Here is a 19,852-nt window from a genome sequence, read left to right as displayed (position 1 = left end):
GATGCTGCCAGTGGCTTACGGGTTGTTGGAGTCCGAGCCGCCCTCGCCCTCGTTACCGGTGTCGCCACCCTGGTTGTCCGAGTTGCCGCCCTCGTTGCCGGTGTCACCGCCCTGGTTGTCCGAGTTGCCGCTCGAGTTCCCGCCTTGGGAGGGCGTCGTGGGGGTGGTGGGCTGCTGCGGGGCCGGCTTGGGGCCCTTGCTGATGGTGAGCGAGATGGTGGTGCCGGCGGGCTGCTCGCCGTTGGGGGTGTACGAGATGACGCAGCCCTCGTCGACGGAGTCGCTGTAGACCGAGTTGCCCACCGACACGGCGAAGCCCGCGTTCTGCAGGGTAGAGGTGGCGCTGGACTCAGAGTAGCCGCGCACGTCGGGCACCGACTTGGAGTCCTTGCCCTTGGACAGGCTGTAGGTCACCGTGTCGCCCTCCTTGGCGGTGGTGCCGGCGGCGGGGGACTGGCTTACCACGAGGCCGCTGTCCACGGAGTCGCTGAACACGGAGTCGCCGGCCTTGGCTACGAGGCCGAGCTTGGAGAGGGCCTCCTGGGCCTGGTCGGGGGTCATGTTGTCGAGGGGCGGCACCGTCACCTCCTGGGCTGGCTTCTTGCCCTTGGACACGGTGAGGTTGATCTTGGTGCCGCGCTCCTGGAGGGTGCCGGACTGCGGGTCCTGGTCGATGACCGTGCCCTCCTCGGCGGTGTCGCTGTACTCCTGGGTCACCGAGCCTACCTGGAAGAAGTCGGTCTGCTCGATAGCCGCCACGGCGGAGTCCTGGGTCATGGAGATGTAGTTGGGCACCGACTGGGTGGCGTTCTGGTTGCCCAAGGCAAAGTACACGATGGCGCCGATGAGGACGATGGCTGCGATCACGCCGACGACGATGCCCACCTTCTTGCCGGTGCCGCCGCCCGAGGGCTCGTCGTCCTCGTCGTCGCTGTCCACCTTGGCGGCCACGCGGGTGGCGCCGGAGGGGTTGGAGACGCGGTTCATCTGCTGGGTACCGCCGGTACGGTTCATGCGGCTGGTGGGGCCGGCCGGGATCATCGTGGTGGCGTTGTTGGAGACCGAGACCACGCGGCCCGCCAGGTAGTCGGTGAGGGCGCGGCGCAGCTCGTCGGCGGTCTGGAAGCGCGCCTGCGGGTCCTTCATGAGGCACTTCATGATGATGGTCTCGAGCTGCGGGTCCACGTTGGGGTTGACCTGCGATGGCGGCACAGGCTGCTCGTTGACCTGCTTGAGGGCCACCGAGATGGCGTCGTCCCCATCGAAGGGCACCTTGCCGCAGCTGGCCTCGTACATGACGATGCCGAGGCTGTAGATGTCGGAGGTAGGACCGAGGGGCTTGCCCTGGGTCTGCTCGGGCGAGACGTAGTGGGCCGTGCCGAGAACGGAGTTGTCGGCCGTGAGGTGGCTGTTCTTGGCCCGGGCGATGCCGAAGTCCATGACCTTGATGGTGCCGTCGGGCTGCACCATGATGTTCTGCGGCTTGATGTCGCGGTGGATGATGTCGTGCTTGTGGGCCACCGAGAGGGCCTGGCAGATCTGGGAGCCGATCTGGGCAACCTTGCGCGAGTCGAGGGCGCCGTGGGTGCGGATGCCGCTCTTGAGGTCGGTGCCGCGCAGGTACTCCATAACGATGTAGTAGGTGTCGCCGTCCTTGCCCCAGTCGAAGATGCCCACGATGTAGGGGCTCTGGAGGGCGGCGGCCGCCTGGGCCTCCTGCTTGAAGCGGGCGGCGAATGAGGGGTCGGCCGCGTACTGCGGCAGCATGGTCTTGATGGCCACCGTGCGCCCCAGGACCTCGTCGGTCCCGCGGTACACCGTGGCCATGCCGCCGATGCCGATCTTTCCCTGTACCTTGTAGCGTCCGCCAAGGATCCGCTCTGGCATATTCCGCTCCTGTTCCGTACGTGCCGGGGCCGTGGTGCTCGAGATGATGTGGGCGCCCTGCCGGTGTCCTGTTTTAACTGCGTTTGTGCCTGGTGCCGTCGATGTCTGTCAGTGGTGCGTGGGTGGTGCGGTCGTCTCCATCATGCCGCCGCCTGGATCTGGAGGGTCCGGGCGATGACCTTGCCGGCTATCGAGGTCGCCACGCCGCGGGCCTCCGCGTCGTTGGACCCCTCGATGCACACCGAGATGGCCAGGGTGGGCTTGTCGGCAGGTGCGAAGCCGATGAAGAGCGAGTTGATGCCGCTGCCGGTCTCGGCGGTGCCGGTCTTGCCGGCCACCGTGACGCCCGACAGCGACGCCGCTCCGCCGGTGCCCGACTCAACCACGGAGACCATGGCGTCGGTGACCTCTCGGGCGGTGTCGGCCGAGATGGCCTGCCCGAGCGACTTGGGGGCGGTCTTTGAGATCTGGGTGCCCTCGGGGGAGAGCACGGAGTCGACGACGTAGGGGTTCATGACCACGCCGCCGTTGGCGATGGCGGCCGCCACTACGGCGTTTTGCATGACGGTGGCCTGGGGTCCGTTGGCGCTGGCGTGCTCGCCCACGGGCTGGCCGCAGCCGGCCCAGGCGGTCTCCCACTCGCCCATGTCGCCGGGGTTGGCCATGACGGAGGGGATGCACGAGAAGTCCAGGCCCAGGGAGCCGTCGTAGCCGAAGGCCTCGGCGTACTTGACGAGCTCACCGGCGCCCTCCTGCACGGCAAGCTGGCCGAAGGCCACGTTGCTCGAGACGGCGAAGGCCTCGCGCAGGGTGAGGGTGCCGTACTCGCGGTCGCCGTCGTTGGTCACCGCGGCGCCCCCGATGTCCATGGAGGCCGGGGCGTCGAAGGTGGAGTCGAGCGTGAACGCGCCGGAGTTGAGGGCGGCCGAGAGCGTCACGGCCTTGAAGGTGGAGCCGGGCGCGTAGAGGGCCTGGGTGGTGCGGTCGACGAGGGCGCCGTTGCCGCTGGCCCCCGTGATGGCTGCGGCGAGGTCGTCGTAGGAGTAGGTGGGCGCGCTCGACTTGGCCAGGACGGCGCCGGTGGACGGGTCGAGCACCACGACAGCGCCCACCCGGCCGGCGAGGGCCTCGTCGGCCACCTGCTGGATCTTGGAGTTGATGGTGAGCACCACGGAGTCGCCGGGCTGCTCGATGCCGGCGAGGGAGTTCATGGCCCCCTGCCAGCTGGAGTGGTCGGCGTGGCCGGTGAGGGCGTTGTTCATGGTGCTCTCGATGCCGGTGGCGCCGTACTGGGTGGAGAGGTAGCCCACGGTGTGCACGGCCAGGTTGCCGGCCGGGTAGCTGCGCACGTAGGTGCCGTCGGACTGCTTGAGCGACTCCGCCAGCGTCACGCCGTCCGACGTGATGATGGCGCCGCGCTGCACCTTGGCCGAACGGGCGATGGTGTGGTTGTTGGACGGCATGGACTGGTAGTCGCCGGCCTTGATGACCTGGATGAACGTGAGGTTGGCGATGAGCAGGGCGAAGAGCACCGTGAAGAAGGTGACGAGCGCCGTGAGACGGTGCGAGAGGGCCACGCGGCCGAGTACGCCGGACTCGGGTGTCTCCATACCGAAGCTCACCATGGCGTAGGGGCTGTCCTTGAGGGCGTCGTGCACCTGCGACACGCCGTTGGCGTGGAGCGCGGGGGTGACGGTGGAGCCGGCCACGCCCGAGCCGCTCACCAGTACGTTGTGGCCCGTGCCCTGGTCGCCGCAGCGCAGGAGCAGGCCCACGATGATGAAGCTGGCGAGCAGCGACGAGCCGCCCTGGCTCATGAAGGGCAGCGTCACGCCCGTGAGCGGCATGAACTTGGTGACGCCGGCCACGATGAGGAAGGCCTGGAAGCACACCGAGGTGGTGAGGCCCGTGGCGGTGAAGGCGGCCATGTCGCTCTTGGCGCGCGCCGCCGTGGCGAAGCCGCGCACGGCGAACAGCATGAACAGCAGGAGGACGGCGCTGCCGCCGAGCAGGCCCATCTCCTCGCCAATGGCCGAGAAGATGAAGTCGGACTCAACCACCGGGATGAGGCGGGGCATGCCACGGCCCACGCCGGCGCCGAAGAGGCCGCCGTCGGCCAGGGAGTAGAGCGACTGCACGATCTGGAGGCCGCCGCCTTGGGCGTCGGCGAAGGGGTCGAGCCAGATGTTGAAGCGCACACGCACGTGGTTGAACAGGAAGTAGCAGCCCACGGCGCCCGCGGCGAGCAGGGCTACGGAGATGAGCACGTAGCTGGCGCGCCCCGTGGTGACGTAGATCATCACCACGAAGATGGTGAAGAAGAGCAGGGCGCTGCCGAGGTCGCGCTCGAAGACCACGATGAGCAGCGACAGGCCCCACATGCAGAGCACCGGCGCGAGCATGCGCGGGCGCGGCAGGGTGAGCGGGCCGATCTTGCGGCTCGACACGCTCAGGAGCTCGCGGTTGGCTGCGAAGAAGCTCGCGAGGAACAGGACGATGGCGATCTTGGCCAGCTCGCCGGGCTGGAAGGAGAAGGAACCCAGCCTGAGCCACAACTTGGAGCCGCCCTGCTCGGTGCCAAAGACCATGGGCAGCAGGATGAGCGCCACGCCGATGATGCCGATGGTGAACTTGTAGTCGGCCAGCTCGTCGAGGTTGCGCACCACGAACAGCGTGACCACCATGGCCGCCACCGAGAGGAACAGCCAGGTCACCTGGTTCATGGCCAGCGTGGGCGCCAGGCGTGTGACGAACGTGATGCCTATGCCCGACAGCACGAAGACGATGGGCAGGATGGCCGGGTCGGCCCCGGGGGCCAACATGCGCACGGCCAGGTGCGCGGCGGCGAAGGCGGCGAACAGACAGATGGGCACGGCCACGGTCTCGAAGGAGAGGGTCGCGCCGGTGTCCACCACGTACATGGCGTAGATGAGCAGTACAGGGACGGCGCCGGCGCAGAGGAGCAGGAGCTCGGTGGTGCGTCGGTTGGCCCCGCGCTCGAGGCGCTCCTGGGCGTAGGCGGAGACGTGTCCCATCATGATGCGGCACCTCCCTGGTCGCCGGAGCTCTTGAGCGTGTCGGCCGTCTCCTTGGCCTGGCCGGCGGCCTCCTGGATCTGGCGGCGGTAGTCCTCCACCGTGGTGCGGGCCTTGTCCTCGGACTCCACGGAGATGCCCTCGGAAAGGCGGCTCTGCACGGCCTCGGGCAGCGAGGCCACCGGGACGTCGGTCTCCTCCACGAGGTGGGAGAGGGGCACTCCGAGGAAGTCCCCCTCCATGCCCTGGTAGATGCCCACGGTGTCGCCGGAGGGGGCGAGGTAGAACGTGCTGTTGATGAAGAGGGAGAGCACGACGGCCGCCACGGCCAGGAAGGCCGCGAGCACGCCCACCCAGGCCAGGACCGCGCGGCGGCGGCCGCGGCGGCGGATGTCCTCCTTGCCGTCGTTCCTGATGTCCACCACGATGACGGTCACGTTGTCGTGGCCGCCGGCGATGAGGGCGGCCGACACGAGGGCGTCGGCGCAGACCTGGGGGCTCGCCGAGGTGACGCAGATGTCCTCGATCTCGGCGTCCGTGACCATGGACGAGAGGCCGTCGGAGCACAGGATCACACGCTCGCCTGCCTCGACGCCGATGGTGAAGTGGTCCGCGTACATGTCGGGGTCGGAGCCCAGGGCGCGGGTGATGACGGAGCGCGAGGGGTGCACGCGGGCCTCGTCGGCCGTGATCTCGCCGGCATCCACGAGCTCCTCCACGAAGGAGTGGTCGTGGGTCACGCGCACGAGGGCTCCCTTGTGCAGCAGGTAGAGCCGTGAGTCGCCCACGTGGGCCACGGCCATGCGGTCGTCCTCGATGATGCACGCCGTGGCGGTGCAGCCCATGCCCTCGCGGCCCCGCCCGGTCTCGGGGGCCGTGAGGACGTCCATGTTGGCCGCCTCGATGGCGGCGCCGAGCTGGGCGGAATCCGCCGTGGCGGGCGCCTCCTTGGCGATGGTGTGGATGGCGATGGAGCTGGCCACCTCGCCGGCGGCGTGGCCGCCCATGCCGTCCGAGACGGCGAAGAGCGGCGGCCGGCAGAGGTAGGAGTCCTCGTTGTGGTCGCGGATGAGGCCCACGTCCGAGCGGGACCCCCACGCGAGGCGCCGGTCGGACCCTGACTCGGAGTCCGATCCGGGCCTGCGTTCGAGGTCGAGCATGGGTCGGGAGGGGGCCGTGGCCTGGGTGACGCTCGCAGGCACGGGCAGGTGCTGCTCGTCCGTCATCGGCGGCTCACCCTAAGGACGGCGTCCCCCACCTGGAGGTCGTCGCCGTCGCGCAGGGTCACCGGCTCGGTCACGGTGCGGCCGTTGACCATGGTGCCGTTGGTGGACTCGAGGTCCTCGAGGACCAGTGCGGGCCCCTGGATGGTGAGGCGCGCGTGGTTGGCGCTCACGAAGGGCTCGTCGATGACGATGTCGCAGCTGGGGGAGCGGCCGATGACCACCGGCCCCAGCATGTCCACGTGCAGGCCGCGCAGGTTGCGGGGACCCTTCTCGAGGTCGAGGGTCCAGATGGCGGAGTCCTTGCGCTGCCCCTTCACCAGGCCGATGCCGGTGCGCATGACGGCGAAGAGGAAGAGGTAGAGCAGCACCACCAGGAGGATACGGCCCGCGAACAGGACGATGTCGATCATCAGCCCTCCCGGAACTCGAGGTTCGTGAGGCCGAGGGTGATCAGGTCGCCGTCACGAAGGGCGCACTGGTCGACGTCGACGTCGTTGACCAGCGTGCCGTTGGTGGAGTTGAGGTCGGTGATGGTCCAGCCGGACCCGTGGTGCGAGAGCTCGGCATGGCGCCGGCTGACGTTGGGGTCGCGCAGGACGATGCCGCCGGTGGTGCGCTCGCGGCCGATGACGCAGCGGTCGGAGGTGCAGGAGTAGGTGCGGCCCGACTGACGGTCGATGAGCAGGGCGCCTACGGGCGTGGAGGTCGGGCGCTGGTTGGCGTGGGGGTTCACCAGGGGCACGTTGCGGCGTTGGGTGGCCGGCGCGGGGGCAGGGACGGGCGCCGGCGCGGCGAGGCGCTGGTCGTCGTGGCGGGCACGGGCCTGCTGGGCGTGCACCTCGTCGGACGGAGAGACGGAGCCCATGTAGCCGGCGCGGGGCTGGGCCGGGGGTACGGGCGTGCCCGGGCTGCGGTAGCCGGCGGGCAGGGGCGCCGCAGGGTCGTGTCCCATGGCGTAGGCGTCCTCCACGACGTCGAGCACGGTGTCGGGGCTCATGACGTCCAGGCCGTCCTGGGAGGGGTCGGCCGCCGGGGTGCCGATGGGCCCGAGTCCGAGGTCGAGGTCGGCGGCCTGGGGCTCGGGCCGGGACTGGCCCGCGGGGGCGCCGGTGTAGGCGCGCTCCTCCTCGCGCAGGCGGTCGAGCGTGCGGGCGTCCACGTTCTCGGCGAAGACCGAGAACTTCCCGTGCTTGAGGGCGGGGTCCACCATGAAGCGCACGAGGGGCTGGCCCACGAAGGTGTAGCCGCGCCGCTGGGCGTGGGCCTCCAGGAACAGGGCCGTCTCCTCGGTGAGGTTGGCGTAGAGCGGGCGCATGGCGGTGTCGTCCGCCTGCGACACGAGCACGGTGAAGAGTGCCGGCGCGGTGTCCACGCCGTTGATGACGTAGGTCTCGTTCTCCATCTCCGACGAGGCCTTCTTGGCGAGCTTCTTGAAGGAGAGGGGTGCTGCGGCCTGGGACGACGATCCGAAGATGCCTGCTATACGTTCTTCGAACACGTTAAGAAAGTTCACGGTCTTCCCCTTCCCGACGCAATTCGGGAGGCCCGAACAACGTGATCGCGACGATCATAAGTACCGTAGAGCCTAGCGCAAGGCCCATGGGGGCGCCCGACGGTGCGCCCCATATCCCGCCAAAATCCAGACCCCCCGCCAGGGAGCAGCCCACAAGCGTGACGACGAGCGCGAGCACCTGTCCCGCCGCCGCGGTGCCCTCGGACCCCCGGCGCCCCGTGGCCGAGGCGAGTGCCGCCGCCCCTGCCGAGAAGGCCGCGGCCGCCCAGGGGCCCGGCGAGGCCAGGGCGGCCGGCACGGAGGCGACGGCCTGGGCCACGGTGGCGGGGTCCGCCGACCAGAGCGCCCCCTGACCGGTGACCACCCAGGTGACGACGGACGCGGCGGCCGCTGTGCCGGCTGCGGCGGCGGGCTCCAGCGCGAAGCCGGCCAGGGCCGGGCACACGGTCCATGCGCCGAGGGCTGGCGCCGCCAGGACCGCCGGCGCCAGCGGCGCTCGGCCGCCCGCGAGGCGCAGGGGCACGAACCCGCAGGCCACCGCGACGGCGCAGCCGACCACGGCCTGGGCGGGTAGCCCGGCTGCGATGCCGGCGGCCGCGCACGCGACGCCGGCGAGGGCGAGCCCCGCGGCGCAGGCCGCCGTGGGCACCGCCGCCCCGGCCACGGCGGCCGCAACGATCAGGCAGACCACGGCCACCGGCCCGAGGCCGGCGAGCGGGGCGGCGCACTGCCACGCCAGAGCGGCCGTGCAGCCGGCGGAGGCCAGGCGGGCGGCCGCGGCGGGGAGCCAGGGGATGCGGCGGCCGGGGGGGTCGAGGGCGCGCCAGGCCCCCTCGTCGAAGAGCTCCTCGTCGGAGCCTTCGTCGTCCAGCAGCGAGACGATGGAGTCGCGGCCCTCATCGGGGTCGCCGAGGGAGGGCAGCACCTCGCCGGCGAACTCCTCGGGGTCTGTCATGCGGCCGGCGGGGGAGGGGGCGAGGGCCGTCTGGAACGCCAGGGTGGTGGGGCCGCCGAGACCCTCCTCGGCGTCGGAGAGCGGCGGCGCGCCCTTCTCGATGAGCTTGAGGGAGGCGGCCGGCGTGGTCGCCTCGAAGGGCCGCAGGCCGGTGAGGGCCTCGTAGCAGACGGCGGCCAGGGCGAAGACGTCGGTGCGCTCGTCGACGAGGTCGCCGGTGAGCTGCTCGGGAGGCATGTAGCCCACGGTGCCGCCCCGGGCCCCGCCCCAGCCTGCGGCGCTGGCGATGGAGGCCATGCCAAAGTCCGCGAGCTTCACCGAGCCGTCCCGGGCCACCATGACGTTGGCCGGCTTGATGTCCAGGTGCAGGACGCCGTTGTCGTGGGCGTAGGCCAGGGCGGCCGCCACGGACCTCAGCACGTGGGCCACCTCGCACCAGATGAGAACGCCCCCCTCCACCCGGGCCATGAGCTCGGCGAGGGTCACGCCGTCCACGTACTCCATGACAATGTAGGCGTGGCGGTCGTCCACGGCGAAGTCGTGGACCGTGACGATGTTGGGATGGGTGAGGAAGCTGGAGGCGCGGGCCTCGGCCAGGGCCTCGTCGACCACCGAGGCGGCGTCGCCCTCGGCGTCCAGGGGCAGGCACTTCACGGCCACGCGCCGCTGCAGGCGCACGTCCCAGCACACCAGGACCGACCCGAAGCCGCCGGTGTCGCGCAGCTCTATGGTGCGGTAACGGCCCAGGAGCAGGGCCGGCGATGTCTGTGTCTCCATGGGCGAGTCCTTGGGTGCGGTTGGGGTGTGGTGGGGCCGCCTGACCGCACCAGTGTAGCGCGGGCGCCCCGGTCGGTGGTGGCCCGCCCATGCCGGTGCCGCCTTTGGCATGGTCCCGTCCGTCACCAGAACCGGTGGGGGCCCAGCATGACCGCCCGGAGGCACCGGCGCTGCCAGGTGAAGCGGTCGTCGGGGTGCCACGACAGCCCCAGCCGCTCGGCCAGCCGGGCGCAGGCCATGGAGAAGAGCCGCTCGTCGTGGACGACGGCCGAGGTCCACGGGCCCACGTCTATGCCGAGCAGGTCCGAGGCCAACTGCCGCTGTCGGTCCTTGATAGCCTGCTCGCGGTTGTCGTGGAACTCGGTGCTGTCGTACTCCACGCCAGCGCCGGCGTCGGGCCAGTAGAGGTCCACGAGCATCGACCGTTGGCCCCCGACGGCCTGTCTGAGCTCGCTCGGGAGCTCTATCTTGGCGTTGAGCTCGGGTTTTGGCAGCCCCATGCCCCCGTGGGCGGGCTTCAGGGCGAGCATGACCGTCAGGGCCGTCTCCATGGGGGAGCGCGAGCGGTCGGCGATGGCGCCCAGGGCCTCCTCGAGCACGGCCCTGCCCTTTGCCGCAGGGGCCTTCCGGCAGAGTTCCTCCACGGCGCCTGCGGTTATCAGGGGGTCGCGGGGGAGGCACCGGCCGATCGCCGGGTCGCACAGGTAGCTCGCCGCCACCGTGCACCCGAGCGCCGCCGTGCCGGCCACCCCGAGCATCGCGGCCCTGAGCAGCAGGTAGAGCCCGGGTGCCGGCACGTGGACCGGGTCGCCTCCCGCAAGGGGCCCCTCGACCCGGAGCAGAGGGGACATCGGCGTCTCGAAGGCCGGCGTGCGGTGGGGGACCGCGCCGTCCCGTCGGCAGCGGTCGTGCCCCGGGGCCACCATGAGGTGCACCGGCAGCCGCTGCGTGTCGGGGAGGCCGGCGAGGCTGCGGGCGAACGGGCCCATCTCGCTGTACCACGGCAGGTCGCGAACGGCGTCGGCCTGCCGTGCCGTGCACGTGGCCTCCCCCATGATGCGGTCCGCCTCTTCCTTCGGGATCGGTGTGAGCGGGGCTCGTGAGGCGTATGCGATCCAAGCACCCAGGTCGGTCAATACGGTACTCATGGGAATCAGTATGCACTAAATATACCGGTTTATATTGGACTTCTCAAAAATAGTTTGACAAAAACCCGACAATCGCCCGACCGTTCCCCGACGGGGCCTGTCAGGCGGCGAGGTGGGGGCGCCTGGGGACGGGGCGGCAGGAGGCGCGGCGGCACAAAAAAAGAGCCCCGGGGGGCTCTGGAAGTGCGATGGTGCGGGCGAAAGGACTTGAACCTTCATGAGGGAACCCTCATACGGACCTGAACCGTACGCGTCTGCCAATTCCGCCACGCCCGCGTAAGTCGGAATTATACACGTCCGTCGCCCGGAGGCAACGGTTTTTTAGGCAACGGCCGCCCGGACCCCAGGGGTGCGGGGTCGCGCCGCCATGCCAAAGCGGCTTTTGGCATGGACCTGCCGTCGCCGGGGCGTCTCAAGCCCCCTCACGAGGCCCCTTTGCCCATGCCAATAGCAGCCTCTGGCATGGGTCCGCCGCCCGCCGACCCCCTGCGGCCCATGCCGGACGAGCCTTTGGCATGGAATCGCCGCGTCGGAGTGCCGCTTTTGCCGAGAGACCCATGCCGGAGACGCCTCTGGCATGGGTTGAGACGCGACAAGGGCCCGCACCGCGGCATCCCACGGCACGGGCCCCATGAAGGTCGCTGTGCGGCGGCCGCGGCCTACTCGTCGTCCTCGTCGTCGCCGCCAAAGATGCCCGAGAAGATGCCGTCGTCCTCGCCGTCCCCCTTGGGGTGGTCGAAGTACATCCTCTTGGTGCGTCGCTCGAGGATGAAGGCGATGAGCAGGCACAGGGCGATGCCGCCGATGAAGATGGCGGCCACGCCTGCGCGGGTGTCGAAGAGCCAGGTCACGAAATCCATGGGGGAACCTCTCATGCAAAAGGGCCTGCGGGCCCGTCCGGTGGGGCCGGGCGCGTAGGCGCAAGTATATACTGGTGCGTCAGGCCGCGCAGGTGCCGCCTGCCCAGCCGCAGGTACGGCGCCCGACGGCGCATCAAACGAGCCCTAGCGAAAGTGGGTCACCATGCTCGACATCAAGTTTGTTCGCGAGAACCCCGACGCCGTGGACGCCTCCATGGCCTCCCGCAACGGCTCTTGGGACCGCGACCGCTTCTTCGAGCTCGAGGCCGAGCGCCGCTCCGTGATCGCCGAGGTGGAGGGCCTGCAGGCGCGGCGCAACAGCGCCTCCAAGGAGATCGGCCGCCTCATGCGCGAGGGCAGGCGCGACGAGGCCGAGGCCGCCAAGGCCGCCGTGGCCGCCGACAAGGAGCGCATCGCCGAGCTCGACGCCCGCCGCGGCGAGGTCGAGGAGGCCCTCACCGACCTCATGAGCCACATCCCCAACATCCCCGACGAGTCGGTGCCCTACGGCAAGGACGACAGCGAGAACGTCGAGGTCAGGCGCTGGGGCACCCCGCGCGAGCTCGACTTCGAGGCCAAGGCCCACTGGGACCTGGGGCCCGAGCTGGGCATCATCGACTTCGAGCGCGGCGTCAAGATCGCCGGCAGCCGCTTCTACCTGCTGGGCGGCATGGGCGCCCGCCTGGAGCGTGCACTCATCAACTTCTTCATCGACATGCACATCAAGGCGGGCTTCAAGGAGTGGTGGCCCCCGGTGATCACCAACGCCGCCACCCTCTACGGCACCGGCCAGCTGCCCAAGTTCGAGGACGACCTCTACCACGTGGAGCCCAACCTGTACCTCATCCCCACCGCCGAGGTCATGCTCACCAACATCCACCGCGACGAGATCATCGACGGCTCCAAGCTGCCGCTCAAGTACACCGCCTTCACCCCGTGCTTCCGCGAGGAGTCGGGCAGTGCCGGCCGCGACACCCGCGGCATCATCCGCGTGCACGAGTTCGACAAGGTGGAGATGGTCAAGTTCGCCCGCCCCGAGGACTCCATGAACCAGCTCGAGGCCATGACCCACGAGGCCGAGCTGTGCCTCCAGGCCCTCGGCCTGCCCTACCACGTGGTCACGCTCTGCTCGGGCGACCTGGGCTTCTCGGCCGCCAAAACCTACGACCTCGAGGTCTGGCTGCCCAGCTACGGCGACTACAAGGAGATCTCCAGCTGCTCCAACTGCTGGGACTTCCAGGCCCGCCGCGCCAATATCCGCTACAAGGACCCCAGCGAGTTCAAGGGCACCCGCTACGTGCACACGCTCAACGGCAGCGGTCTGGCCGTGGGCCGTGCCATGGCCGCCATCATCGAGAACTACCAGAACGAGGACGGCACGGTCACGGTCCCCGAGGCCCTCGTGCCCTACATGGGCGGGGTCACCGTCATCGAGCCCGAGGAGGGTGTGAACGCGTAACAGGGTCTTTCACCTGTGTCTTTGCGCCCCTGCAACCCAAAGTTGCGGGGGCGTTCCCGTTTCTCAACCCAAAGGTGGTGGCCTGCAACCGGCCGTCGCGGCACGGTGGTCCCATCCGTCCGGCCACGTACAGGAAGGCACCGACCATGAACGTCTCCATCGCCCAGCGCCTGGCCACCCTGCGGCGCGAGCACGGCCTCACCCAGGAACAGCTCGCCGAGAGGCTCGGGGTCTCGCGGCAGGCGGTCTCAAAGTGGGAGCGCACGGAGTCGAGCCCAGACACGGACAACCTCATCGCGCTCGCCCGGCTCTACGGGGTGACCCTGGACGAGCTGGTGTATGGGCCGGCCGGAGGAGAGCGTCCGGAGGGGCCGGCGGCCGAAGAACCGGTCGAGGCCGCGGCGGGAGCCGGCGACGCCGTCGAGTGCTCGTGGGACGACGGTGTGCGGGTGACGTCGGCCGACGCGTCGGTCTCCGTGGGCTGGGGTGGCGTGGACGTGCACGACCGCCGTACCGGCGACCACGTGGAGGTGGGTCCCGGCGGCATCCATGTGAATGCGTCCGACGGCGAGCATACCGTGCGCACCGAGGAGGACGGCTCGGTGTGGATCGACGACGAGCGCTACGACAGCTGGGCGGACGCCCACCGGGCCGAGGGGCACGGGTCCAAGCCGCGGGCGTTCGTCTCGCGCATCCCCTATGCGCCGCTGGCCATTATCGCGTTCCTCTGGCTCGGGCTCTTCGAGCAGCGCTGGGATGTGGGCGGCTGCCTGCTTGCCGTCATCCCCGCCTGGGAGAGCCTGTGCTCCGTGGCGAACGCCGTGGTGCGCGGCAAGCGCGGGCGCAAGCTGCGCGGGGCCGTGGCCGGCCTGTGCTTCTGGTTGGGGCTCTCGGGCTTTCTCGTGGTGGGGCTTCTCGAAGGGGCGTGGCATCCGGCGTGGGGCCTCATTCTCATGGGGCTGGCGGTGTCGCTGCTGGTGGACGCCCTGTGGCCGCGCCCTGCCGACGATACCGGGGAGGAGGCGCCGGCCGAGTAGCAGGCCCCCTGTCCCATCACCCGGACACTTTTGTCCCAAATCGCCGGCTTGGGCCCTACCCCTCCTGCCCGTTTCCGCCCCCGCGGAAGAGGCGGCTCAGGTAGTCCGCGGCGCCACGGCGCACGGAGTCGAGCAGGCTCGGGTGCGCGGCCGACCAGTCCACCGGGTGCTTGAGCAGCCACTCCCGGGCAAAGTCCACCACGCCCTCGCCGTGGCCGGGGTTGAAGGTGTCCTCGCCGGGCACGGGCACGTCGACCGCGACGTCGGCCGCCTGGGCGTAGAGGATCTCGAGCTGCTGGGCGCCGTAGTCCATGCACTTGCCCATGACGTTGAGGATGGAGAGGTCGTCCACGGCCTTGTAGGTCTTGAGCATGTGCACGCCCACCACGGCGTCCACCGCCGAGCGGTCGAACAGCGGCGTGGGCAGGTTCATGCGGCAGCCGCCGTCCACCAGGGTGCGGCCTAGGAAATGGACGGGCTGCACCACCAGCGGATATGCGCCCGACGCGGCGATGCAGGTGGCGAGGTCGTGGTCGCCCGGGATGGTGGTCCAGGCGCCCGGCCCCTCGAAGAAGCCGTCCGTGCCCGTGAACACCACGAGGTCACCGGTGATGATGTCCACCGATGTGATGGCCAGGGGCATCTTGAGGTCAGAGAAGGTGGCCACGCCCGCCTCCTCGAGCAGGGGGCGGACCTGCTCCACCAGCACGCCGTTGTCCACGAAGCCCTGGCGGGTGACGGCCGAGATCACGTGGCGGCGCATGTTCTTGACGATGCCTGCCTCCTCCACGCTGACGTCCATCTTGAGCAGGAGGTCCTCGATCTGGGTGGAGGAGAGCCCCGCCGCGGTGAGCGTGGCCACGAGCGAGCCCATGGATGTGCCCGCCACCGCACCCACGGGGATGCCGTTGGCCTCCATGTTGGCGAGTACCGCCACCTGGGCATAGGACCGCCATCCGCCGCCGGCCAGGGCGAGACCCACACCATCAACCTTGTTAGCCGCCATAGGACCTCCCTCTTTTTTGTGAACGAGACCTTTCTACCGCCGCTTGCCGCCTCTAAACAGAACATATGTTCGTATTTAGGGTATACTCCTGTCAACACCGAGAGGAGAACCCGTGAGCCGTTGTCCCGCAGCCCTTGCCCGCCCCCTGGCGCCCGTGGTGCCCCTGTCGCCCGGCCTGCAGGGGCCCGACGGCCCGTCCGTGGCCGTGGCGGACCTCGGCCGCGCCGTCGCGGTGCTGGAGCGGGTGGCGTCCGGGGCGCAAGGCCCGTGGCGGCGTGTGGTCACGGTGTCCAAGGGGGAGCCGCTTCGGGCCGCCCTGCGATGTCCAGAGGGGTGCGAGGCCCAGACGCTGGTGCAAGGCCTCTCGGCGCCCGGGGCCACGTTCGACGACCTGCTGGGGCTGCTCATGGCGGCCGGGGTGCCGTGCTCGGTGCGGGGCGACCCGTTCTGGTTGTGAGGTTTCTGGCTGTAAGGCGCCCGGCGGCATGGCCCGGATCAGGGGCGCTTTCTGCCGGCAAGAAAAAAGGCCCCGGAGGGCCTGGAAAATCGAGTGGTGCGGCGTACAGGATTCGAACCTGTGACGTTCTGATTCGTAGTCAGACCCTCTATCCAGCTGAGGTAACGCCGCGACTGATATTGAGTATCGTGGTAGGGTCCTCGTTTGTCAACCACCGAATACCGTCTTTTTCAGAGGCGGCGTCCGGCACCCGCCCGCTTCGTCCGAGGAGGCCCTCGGGGTTCGAGGCGGTGGGGGGTCGGCTCCGACCGGCAAGAAAAAAGGCCCCGGAGGGCCTAGAAGATCGAGTGGTGCGGCGTACAGGATTCGAACCTGTGACGTTCTGATTCGTAGTCAGACCCTCTATCCAGCTGAGGTAACGCCGCGTGCGAGAAATAGTATGTAACGGCGGTCCAAGGGTGTCAAGGACGAATTTTATTCAGCTTGGATACGGCTTCGTGCATGGGGACGGCGGCCTGCCAGGGCGCCGGAAAACAAGAGCAGCCCGCAGGCCACGGGGGTCTGCGGGCTGGGGCAGTCACTGGCGGAGAGCTGGGGATTCGAACCCCAGATAGGATTGAGTCCTATACTCGCTTAGCAGGCGAGCACCTTCGGCCTCTCGGTCAGCTCTCCGGGTGCGCACCCCATCATAACCCATCGCCGCGTCCCACCACCCGGACACTTTTGTCCCAATGGTCGGGCACTTTTGTCCCACAGGTTCACCGCTCCCTAACCCAAGGGGGCCCGGGACACGACTCCCCTCGACACGCCGGTAAGGCGCTCGATCGACCGGACGGTCATCCCTCCCTTCCGGAGGGTCGCCAGCGCGAAGTCCCGCTCGCCCCTCGCCATCGCCTTGACCTCCTTCGGGTCCGTTCCGCCCAACAGGCTGCGCGCCATCTCGAGAAGCGCCTCGGGTTGCACGTCCCTCTGGCGAACAGTCCCCGGAGCCGGCGGCGGCCCCTGGTCGGCGTGGGCCTCCTCAAAACCGTCCCACCCTCCAAAAAGGTCGAGCAGCCGCTCCACATCCACACGGCCGCACCCCTCCATCACCTCGTGGTAGCTGCTCCACGGGTAGGCGCTGGTGGGGGAGAGCCCCGCCCGCTCCGGATTGCGGTGGACGTAGGGGACGAGGGTCAGCAGGTACCCGTCGTCTTCCACTGGAAGCCGCAGGTACCGGCCTTGAAAAAGATGTCCCACACGGTCGTGCCGATGGTTGAACGCCCGGGCGTAGGTAGAGTTCACGCGGTGCATGAGCTTTGGGATGTCGTCCGCGTCCCCCTCGGCGACCAGATGGAAGTGGTTGTCCATGAGGCACCACGCGAGAAGCCCCACGTCGTTGGCCTCCAGGCCTTCGTCGAGGATTCTCAGGAGCTCGCGGCGGTCGTCGTCGTCCTCGAAGACGATTTGCCTGCCCGACCCGCGGGTCGTGATGTGGTAGATGTCCGAGCTGCTCTGTCGTCTGGCAAACGGCATGGGATTCCCTCCTTCAAGTTTGCCGGCCCATGCATGAGCGGGCGGTGTGGGAGGGGGTGGGGAGAGAATATCTCACATGGTTCGCCGTGGCTGTTAATAAGGGATACTTCGCGGAATGTTCAAAAGTACAAACCAATGGGAGGTTTTGTCGATAAGTGTAAAAGCAGCAAAGTGGGACAAAAGTGCCCGACCATTGGGACAAAAGTGTCCGGGTGGTGGGACGGCGGTTCAGGTTGTGATGCCGTCGCAGGGGATGTCCCCGCGGCCTCGCAGCGGGTCCCAGGAGAAGCCCTGCAGCAGCTCCGTCGGCGTCGTCGGGGCGTCGCTGTCCGTCAGGCCGGCCGCGTGGGCCAGGCGCCCCACCACGGTCTCGGGCCGCACGCCGCGGGCCCGGATGGCACCCAGGTCGAGGTCGCCGTCGCGTTTGGAGAGGCGCCGGCCGTCGGCCGCCATCAGCAGCGGCACGTGGGCGTACTCCACCTCGGGCAGCCCCAGCAGGCGCTGCAGGTAGCGCTGCCTCGCGGCGGACCCCAGCAGGTCGCGGCCGCGCACCACCTGCGTCACCCCCATGGCGGCGTCGTCCACCACCACGGCCAGCTGGTAGGCGGTCACGCCGTCGCTCCTCCGCACGAGGAAGTCCCCGCACTCCCGGGCCAGCACCTCCCGGTGCCTCCCCGCCACGAGGTCGTCCACCTCCACGGTGCCGGCCGGGTCGTCGGCGTCGGGCACCGCCAGCCGCACGGCCGGCGCCCGCACCGCGCTCCGGCGCGCCACCTCCTCGGCAGAGAGCCCGCGGCAGGTCCCCGCGTACACGTAGGTGCCGTCGCTCGCATGGGGCGCGCTCGCCGCATGGAGCTCGGCCCGCGTGCAAAAGCATAGGTACGTGAGCCCCAGCCCCGCAAGCCGCGCCAGGGCCTCGTCGTAGGCGTCGCCGCGCCGGCTCTGGAACACCGGGTCACCGTCCCAATCCAGGCCAAGCCACCGGAGGTCGTCCATGATGGCCTCCGCGCGCCCCGGCACCTGGCAGCGCGGGTCGAGGTCCTCCACCCGCATGACCACCGACCCCCCGCGGCTCCGGGCGCCCAGCCAGGTCATGAGCGCCGAGAAGGCGTTGCCTAGGTGCATACGCCCGGAGGGGGAGGGGGCGAAGCGGCCCATGACGGCCCCTCCGCCCCCGTGGCGCGCCGACCCATGGCCGGGCGCGGTCAGGTTGTGCGAACGGTCTCCTGCGGGAGTGTCCAACGGGCCTGCCTACATCGCCTTCGTGGGCGCCACGAACGTGCGGGCGGCGTACTTGGTGTCGAGGCTGAACAGGCCGTCGGGGGAGCCGCCGAACAGCTCGTAGTCCTTGATCATGTCCTCGGCGTTGATCTCCTCCTCCCCCTGCTCGGAGATGTACCAGTCCAGCAGCTTCATGGTGCGGTAATCCTTGGTGGCCACGGCGGCGGCATAGCAGTCGTTGATGCAGGAGGTGATGTAGTGCTCGTGCTCGAGGCCGGCCTTGAGCGGGGCGATGTCGCTGTCAAAGGCCATGGTGGGCTGCTCGATGCCCAGCATCTTCACGGGGTAGTTGTTGTCGAGCAGATAGCGGCGGAGAATCTTGGCGTGGGCCACCTCCTCCTCAACCTGGACCATGTACCAGTTGGCGTAGCCCTTGAGGCCGCGCTCCTCGTAGTAGTCGGCGAAGGTGAGGTACAGGTAGGCGCTGTAGAGCTCCTTGTTGATCTGGGTGTTGAGAAGCTCTCCGAGGTGCTCATCGATGACCATGGGTTTTCCTTTCGTGAGGGTGCGCGGTCGTTCGACCGCCAGGGTCTGTATCCGCGATTCTAGCGCCCGAGATGTATGGGCGGCGGAGCCGACCTCCTCGAAAGCGCACCCTTTTCATTGCCGCCCTGCGCTTTGGGTGAATTTGGGTGAATATGACGCAGGATTGAAGTTCGTCGGACCTGTCGGGGCCATACTGACTATGGTCGACGGCGCCGAGCGTCCGTCACGTTCTCACGATCGGCGGCACGGCCCGGGGCGGTGCCGCTCTATAGGAGGTCTGGCGCCCGTGAAAGGCATCATTCTCGCCGGCGGATCCGGCACCCGGCTCTACCCGTTGACCGAGGTCACGTCCAAGCAGCTGCTCCCGGTCTACGACAAGCCCATGATCTACTACCCGCTCTCCATCCTCATGATGGCGGGCATCCGCGAGATCCTGGTCATCTCGACCCCGGCGGACCTGCCCAACTTCGAGCGGCTCCTGGGCGACGGCGGCCGCTTCGGCGTCGAGCTCTCCTACGCCGAGCAGCCCAGCCCCGACGGCCTGGCCCAGGCCTTCGTCATCGGCGAGGGGTTCGTGGGCGGCGAGCCGTGCGCCCTGGTGCTGGGCGACAACATCTTCTACGGCGAGGGGCTCAAAAAGGTGCTGCGCGGGGCCGTGGCCCACGCCGAGAGCGAGGGCGGCGCCACGGTCTTCGGCTACCACGTCGACGACCCCGAGCGCTTCGGCGTGGTGGAGTTCGACGAGGGCTACAACGTGGTCTCCATCGAGGAGAAGCCCTCCCGGCCCAAGAGCTCCTACGCCGTCACCGGCCTGTACTTCTACGACGGCCGGGTGTGCGAGATGGCCAGGAGGGTGCGCCCCAGCGCCCGCGGCGAGCTCGAGATCACCGACCTCAACCGCCTCTACCTGGAGGAGGGCTCGCTCGACGTGGTGACCCTGGGCCGCGGCTACGCCTGGCTCGACACCGGCACCATGGAGAGCCTCTACGACGCCGGCGACTTCGTGCGCGCCGTGGAGCGCAGCCAGGGCCTGCCGGTGTGCGTGCCCGAGGAGGTGGCCTTCGAGAACGGCTGGGTCGGCCGCGAGGCGCTGCTCGCGGCGGCCGGGCGCTACGGCAAGAGCGGGTACGGCAGGCACCTCGCCGAGGTGGCCGAGGGCCGCCTCGTCCCCCACCACATCAGCGAGTGACAGCCCCCACCGAGGAACGAG

At 69.3% G+C, this 19,852-nt stretch carries 16 protein-coding genes and 4 tRNA genes; 4 read left to right on the top strand and 16 right to left on the bottom strand.

Annotated features, from left to right (window positions below; all coding sequences use genetic code 11):
* Positions 1–15 precede the first annotated feature (15 nt).
* The 9 genes from pknB to OR600_RS08995 form a co-directional block, all read right to left on the bottom strand.
* On the bottom strand, positions 16–1,887 hold the full coding sequence (pknB, locus tag OR600_RS09035; protein ID WP_135977838.1) for a Stk1 family PASTA domain-containing Ser/Thr kinase: 1,872 nt from the start codon (positions 1,885–1,887) through the stop codon (positions 16–18).
* Between the two features lie 140 nt (positions 1,888–2,027).
* On the bottom strand, positions 2,028–4,925 hold the full coding sequence (locus OR600_RS09030; RefSeq protein WP_251164383.1) for an FtsW/RodA/SpoVE family cell cycle protein: 2,898 nt from the start codon (positions 4,923–4,925) through the stop codon (positions 2,028–2,030).
* A complete protein-coding gene (locus tag OR600_RS09025; protein ID WP_265591049.1) occupies positions 4,922–6,148 on the bottom strand; it encodes a Stp1/IreP family PP2C-type Ser/Thr phosphatase in 1,227 nt (408 codons plus the stop codon). The genes OR600_RS09030 and OR600_RS09025 overlap by 4 nt, the downstream gene beginning before the upstream one ends.
* A complete protein-coding gene (locus OR600_RS09020; RefSeq protein ID WP_135977836.1) occupies positions 6,145–6,558 on the bottom strand; it encodes an FHA domain-containing protein in 414 nt (137 codons plus the stop codon). Before OR600_RS09020 ends, OR600_RS09025 begins: the two co-directional genes overlap by 4 nt.
* Positions 6,558–7,661 carry an FHA domain-containing protein gene (locus tag OR600_RS09015; protein ID WP_265591048.1) on the bottom strand — a complete coding sequence of 368 codons (1,104 nt, stop codon included), beginning with the start codon at positions 7,659–7,661 and terminating at the stop codon, positions 6,558–6,560. The genes OR600_RS09020 and OR600_RS09015 overlap by 1 nt, the downstream gene beginning before the upstream one ends.
* The gene (locus OR600_RS09010; RefSeq protein ID WP_265591047.1) at positions 7,648–9,393 is read right to left on the bottom strand and encodes a serine/threonine-protein kinase; all 1,746 of its coding nucleotides are present in this window, start codon (positions 9,391–9,393) and stop codon (positions 7,648–7,650) included. Before OR600_RS09010 ends, OR600_RS09015 begins: the two co-directional genes overlap by 14 nt.
* A gap of 122 nt (positions 9,394–9,515) precedes the next feature.
* Complete coding sequence (locus OR600_RS09005) at positions 9,516–10,448, bottom strand: putative endonuclease domain-containing protein (protein ID WP_265591046.1); 933 nt, start codon at positions 10,446–10,448, stop codon at positions 9,516–9,518.
* Positions 10,449–10,730: 282 nt separating this feature from the next.
* Positions 10,731–10,817: transfer RNA gene (locus OR600_RS09000), tRNA-Leu, on the bottom strand.
* A gap of 383 nt (positions 10,818–11,200) precedes the next feature.
* Entirely contained in the window at positions 11,201–11,401 is a 201-nt protein-coding gene (locus tag OR600_RS08995; RefSeq protein ID WP_135977832.1) for a DUF6724 family protein, read from the bottom strand.
* 163 nt (positions 11,402–11,564) lie between these two features.
* On the opposite strand from OR600_RS08995, the gene serS reads away from it, so the two are divergent.
* Together serS and OR600_RS08985 are read left to right on the top strand one after the other, a co-directional pair.
* Complete coding sequence (gene serS / locus OR600_RS08990; protein WP_265591045.1) at positions 11,565–12,860, top strand: serine--tRNA ligase; 1,296 nt, start codon at positions 11,565–11,567, stop codon at positions 12,858–12,860.
* Positions 12,861–13,006: 146 nt separating this feature from the next.
* Positions 13,007–13,897, top strand: coding sequence for a helix-turn-helix domain-containing protein (locus OR600_RS08985; protein ID WP_135977830.1), 891 nt, complete (start codon positions 13,007–13,009; stop codon positions 13,895–13,897).
* A 55-nt stretch (positions 13,898–13,952) separates the two neighbouring features.
* On the opposite strand, the gene OR600_RS08980 is transcribed toward OR600_RS08985, so the two are convergent.
* Positions 13,953–14,903: a patatin-like phospholipase family protein gene (locus OR600_RS08980; protein WP_265591044.1), complete on the bottom strand. Its 951-nt coding sequence runs from the start codon at positions 14,901–14,903 to the stop codon at positions 13,953–13,955.
* Positions 14,904–15,015: 112 nt separating this feature from the next.
* On the opposite strand from OR600_RS08980, the gene OR600_RS08975 reads away from it, so the two are divergent.
* The gene (locus OR600_RS08975; protein ID WP_265591043.1) at positions 15,016–15,360 is read left to right on the top strand and encodes a hypothetical protein; all 345 of its coding nucleotides are present in this window, start codon (positions 15,016–15,018) and stop codon (positions 15,358–15,360) included.
* 94 nt (positions 15,361–15,454) lie between these two features.
* On the opposite strand, the gene OR600_RS08970 is transcribed toward OR600_RS08975, so the two are convergent.
* From OR600_RS08970 to OR600_RS08945, 6 genes are all read right to left on the bottom strand, one after another.
* A tRNA-Arg gene (locus OR600_RS08970) sits at positions 15,455–15,531 on the bottom strand.
* 177 nt (positions 15,532–15,708) lie between these two features.
* A tRNA-Arg gene (locus tag OR600_RS08965) sits at positions 15,709–15,785 on the bottom strand.
* A 156-nt stretch (positions 15,786–15,941) separates the two neighbouring features.
* A tRNA-Ser gene (locus OR600_RS08960) sits at positions 15,942–16,032 on the bottom strand.
* A 96-nt stretch (positions 16,033–16,128) separates the two neighbouring features.
* A complete protein-coding gene (locus tag OR600_RS08955) occupies positions 16,129–16,875 on the bottom strand; it encodes a transposase (protein WP_135977827.1) in 747 nt (248 codons plus the stop codon).
* A 228-nt stretch (positions 16,876–17,103) separates the two neighbouring features.
* Entirely contained in the window at positions 17,104–18,033 is a 930-nt protein-coding gene (gene gluQRS, locus OR600_RS08950; RefSeq protein ID WP_265591042.1) for a tRNA glutamyl-Q(34) synthetase GluQRS, read from the bottom strand.
* Between the two features lie 93 nt (positions 18,034–18,126).
* Positions 18,127–18,642 carry a ferritin gene (locus tag OR600_RS08945; RefSeq protein ID WP_135977825.1) on the bottom strand — a complete coding sequence of 172 codons (516 nt, stop codon included), beginning with the start codon at positions 18,640–18,642 and terminating at the stop codon, positions 18,127–18,129.
* 286 nt (positions 18,643–18,928) lie between these two features.
* Here OR600_RS08945 and rfbA point away from each other — a divergent pair, with 286 nt between their 5' ends.
* Entirely contained in the window at positions 18,929–19,831 is a 903-nt protein-coding gene (gene rfbA / locus OR600_RS08940) for a glucose-1-phosphate thymidylyltransferase RfbA (protein WP_265591041.1), read from the top strand.
* Positions 19,832–19,852: the final 21 nt, after the last annotated feature.

Source organism: Granulimonas faecalis (assembly GCF_022834715.1).
Taxonomy (GTDB): domain Bacteria; phylum Actinomycetota; class Coriobacteriia; order Coriobacteriales; family Atopobiaceae; genus Granulimonas; species Granulimonas faecalis.
Note: the sequence above shows the minus strand (reverse complement) of the source record. Positions and strands in the feature narration are given on the sequence as shown.

Coding starts and splice junctions, on each gene's coding strand:
- pknB (WP_135977838.1), bottom strand. CDS start 1,887: ATGCCAGAGCGGATCCTTGGCGGACGCTACAAGGTACAGGGAAAGATC.
- OR600_RS09030 (WP_251164383.1), bottom strand. CDS start 4,925: ATGATGGGACACGTCTCCGCCTACGCCCAGGAGCGCCTCGAGCGCGGG.
- OR600_RS09025 (WP_265591049.1), bottom strand. CDS start 6,148: ATGACGGACGAGCAGCACCTGCCCGTGCCTGCGAGCGTCACCCAGGCC.
- OR600_RS09020 (WP_135977836.1), bottom strand. CDS start 6,558: ATGATCGACATCGTCCTGTTCGCGGGCCGTATCCTCCTGGTGGTGCTG.
- OR600_RS09010 (WP_265591047.1), bottom strand. CDS start 9,393: ATGGAGACACAGACATCGCCGGCCCTGCTCCTGGGCCGTTACCGCACC.
- OR600_RS09005 (WP_265591046.1), bottom strand. CDS start 10,448: ATGGGGGAGGCCACGTGCACGGCACGGCAGGCCGACGCCGTTCGCGAC.
- OR600_RS08995 (WP_135977832.1), bottom strand. CDS start 11,401: ATGGATTTCGTGACCTGGCTCTTCGACACCCGCGCAGGCGTGGCCGCC.
- serS (WP_265591045.1), top strand. CDS start 11,565: ATGCTCGACATCAAGTTTGTTCGCGAGAACCCCGACGCCGTGGACGCC.
- OR600_RS08985 (WP_135977830.1), top strand. CDS start 13,007: ATGAACGTCTCCATCGCCCAGCGCCTGGCCACCCTGCGGCGCGAGCAC.
- OR600_RS08980 (WP_265591044.1), bottom strand. CDS start 14,903: ATGGCGGCTAACAAGGTTGATGGTGTGGGTCTCGCCCTGGCCGGCGGC.
- OR600_RS08955 (WP_135977827.1), bottom strand. CDS start 16,875: ATGCCGTTTGCCAGACGACAGAGCAGCTCGGACATCTACCACATCACG.
- gluQRS (WP_265591042.1), bottom strand. CDS start 18,033: ATGGGCCGCTTCGCCCCCTCCCCCTCCGGGCGTATGCACCTAGGCAAC.
- OR600_RS08945 (WP_135977825.1), bottom strand. CDS start 18,642: ATGGTCATCGATGAGCACCTCGGAGAGCTTCTCAACACCCAGATCAAC.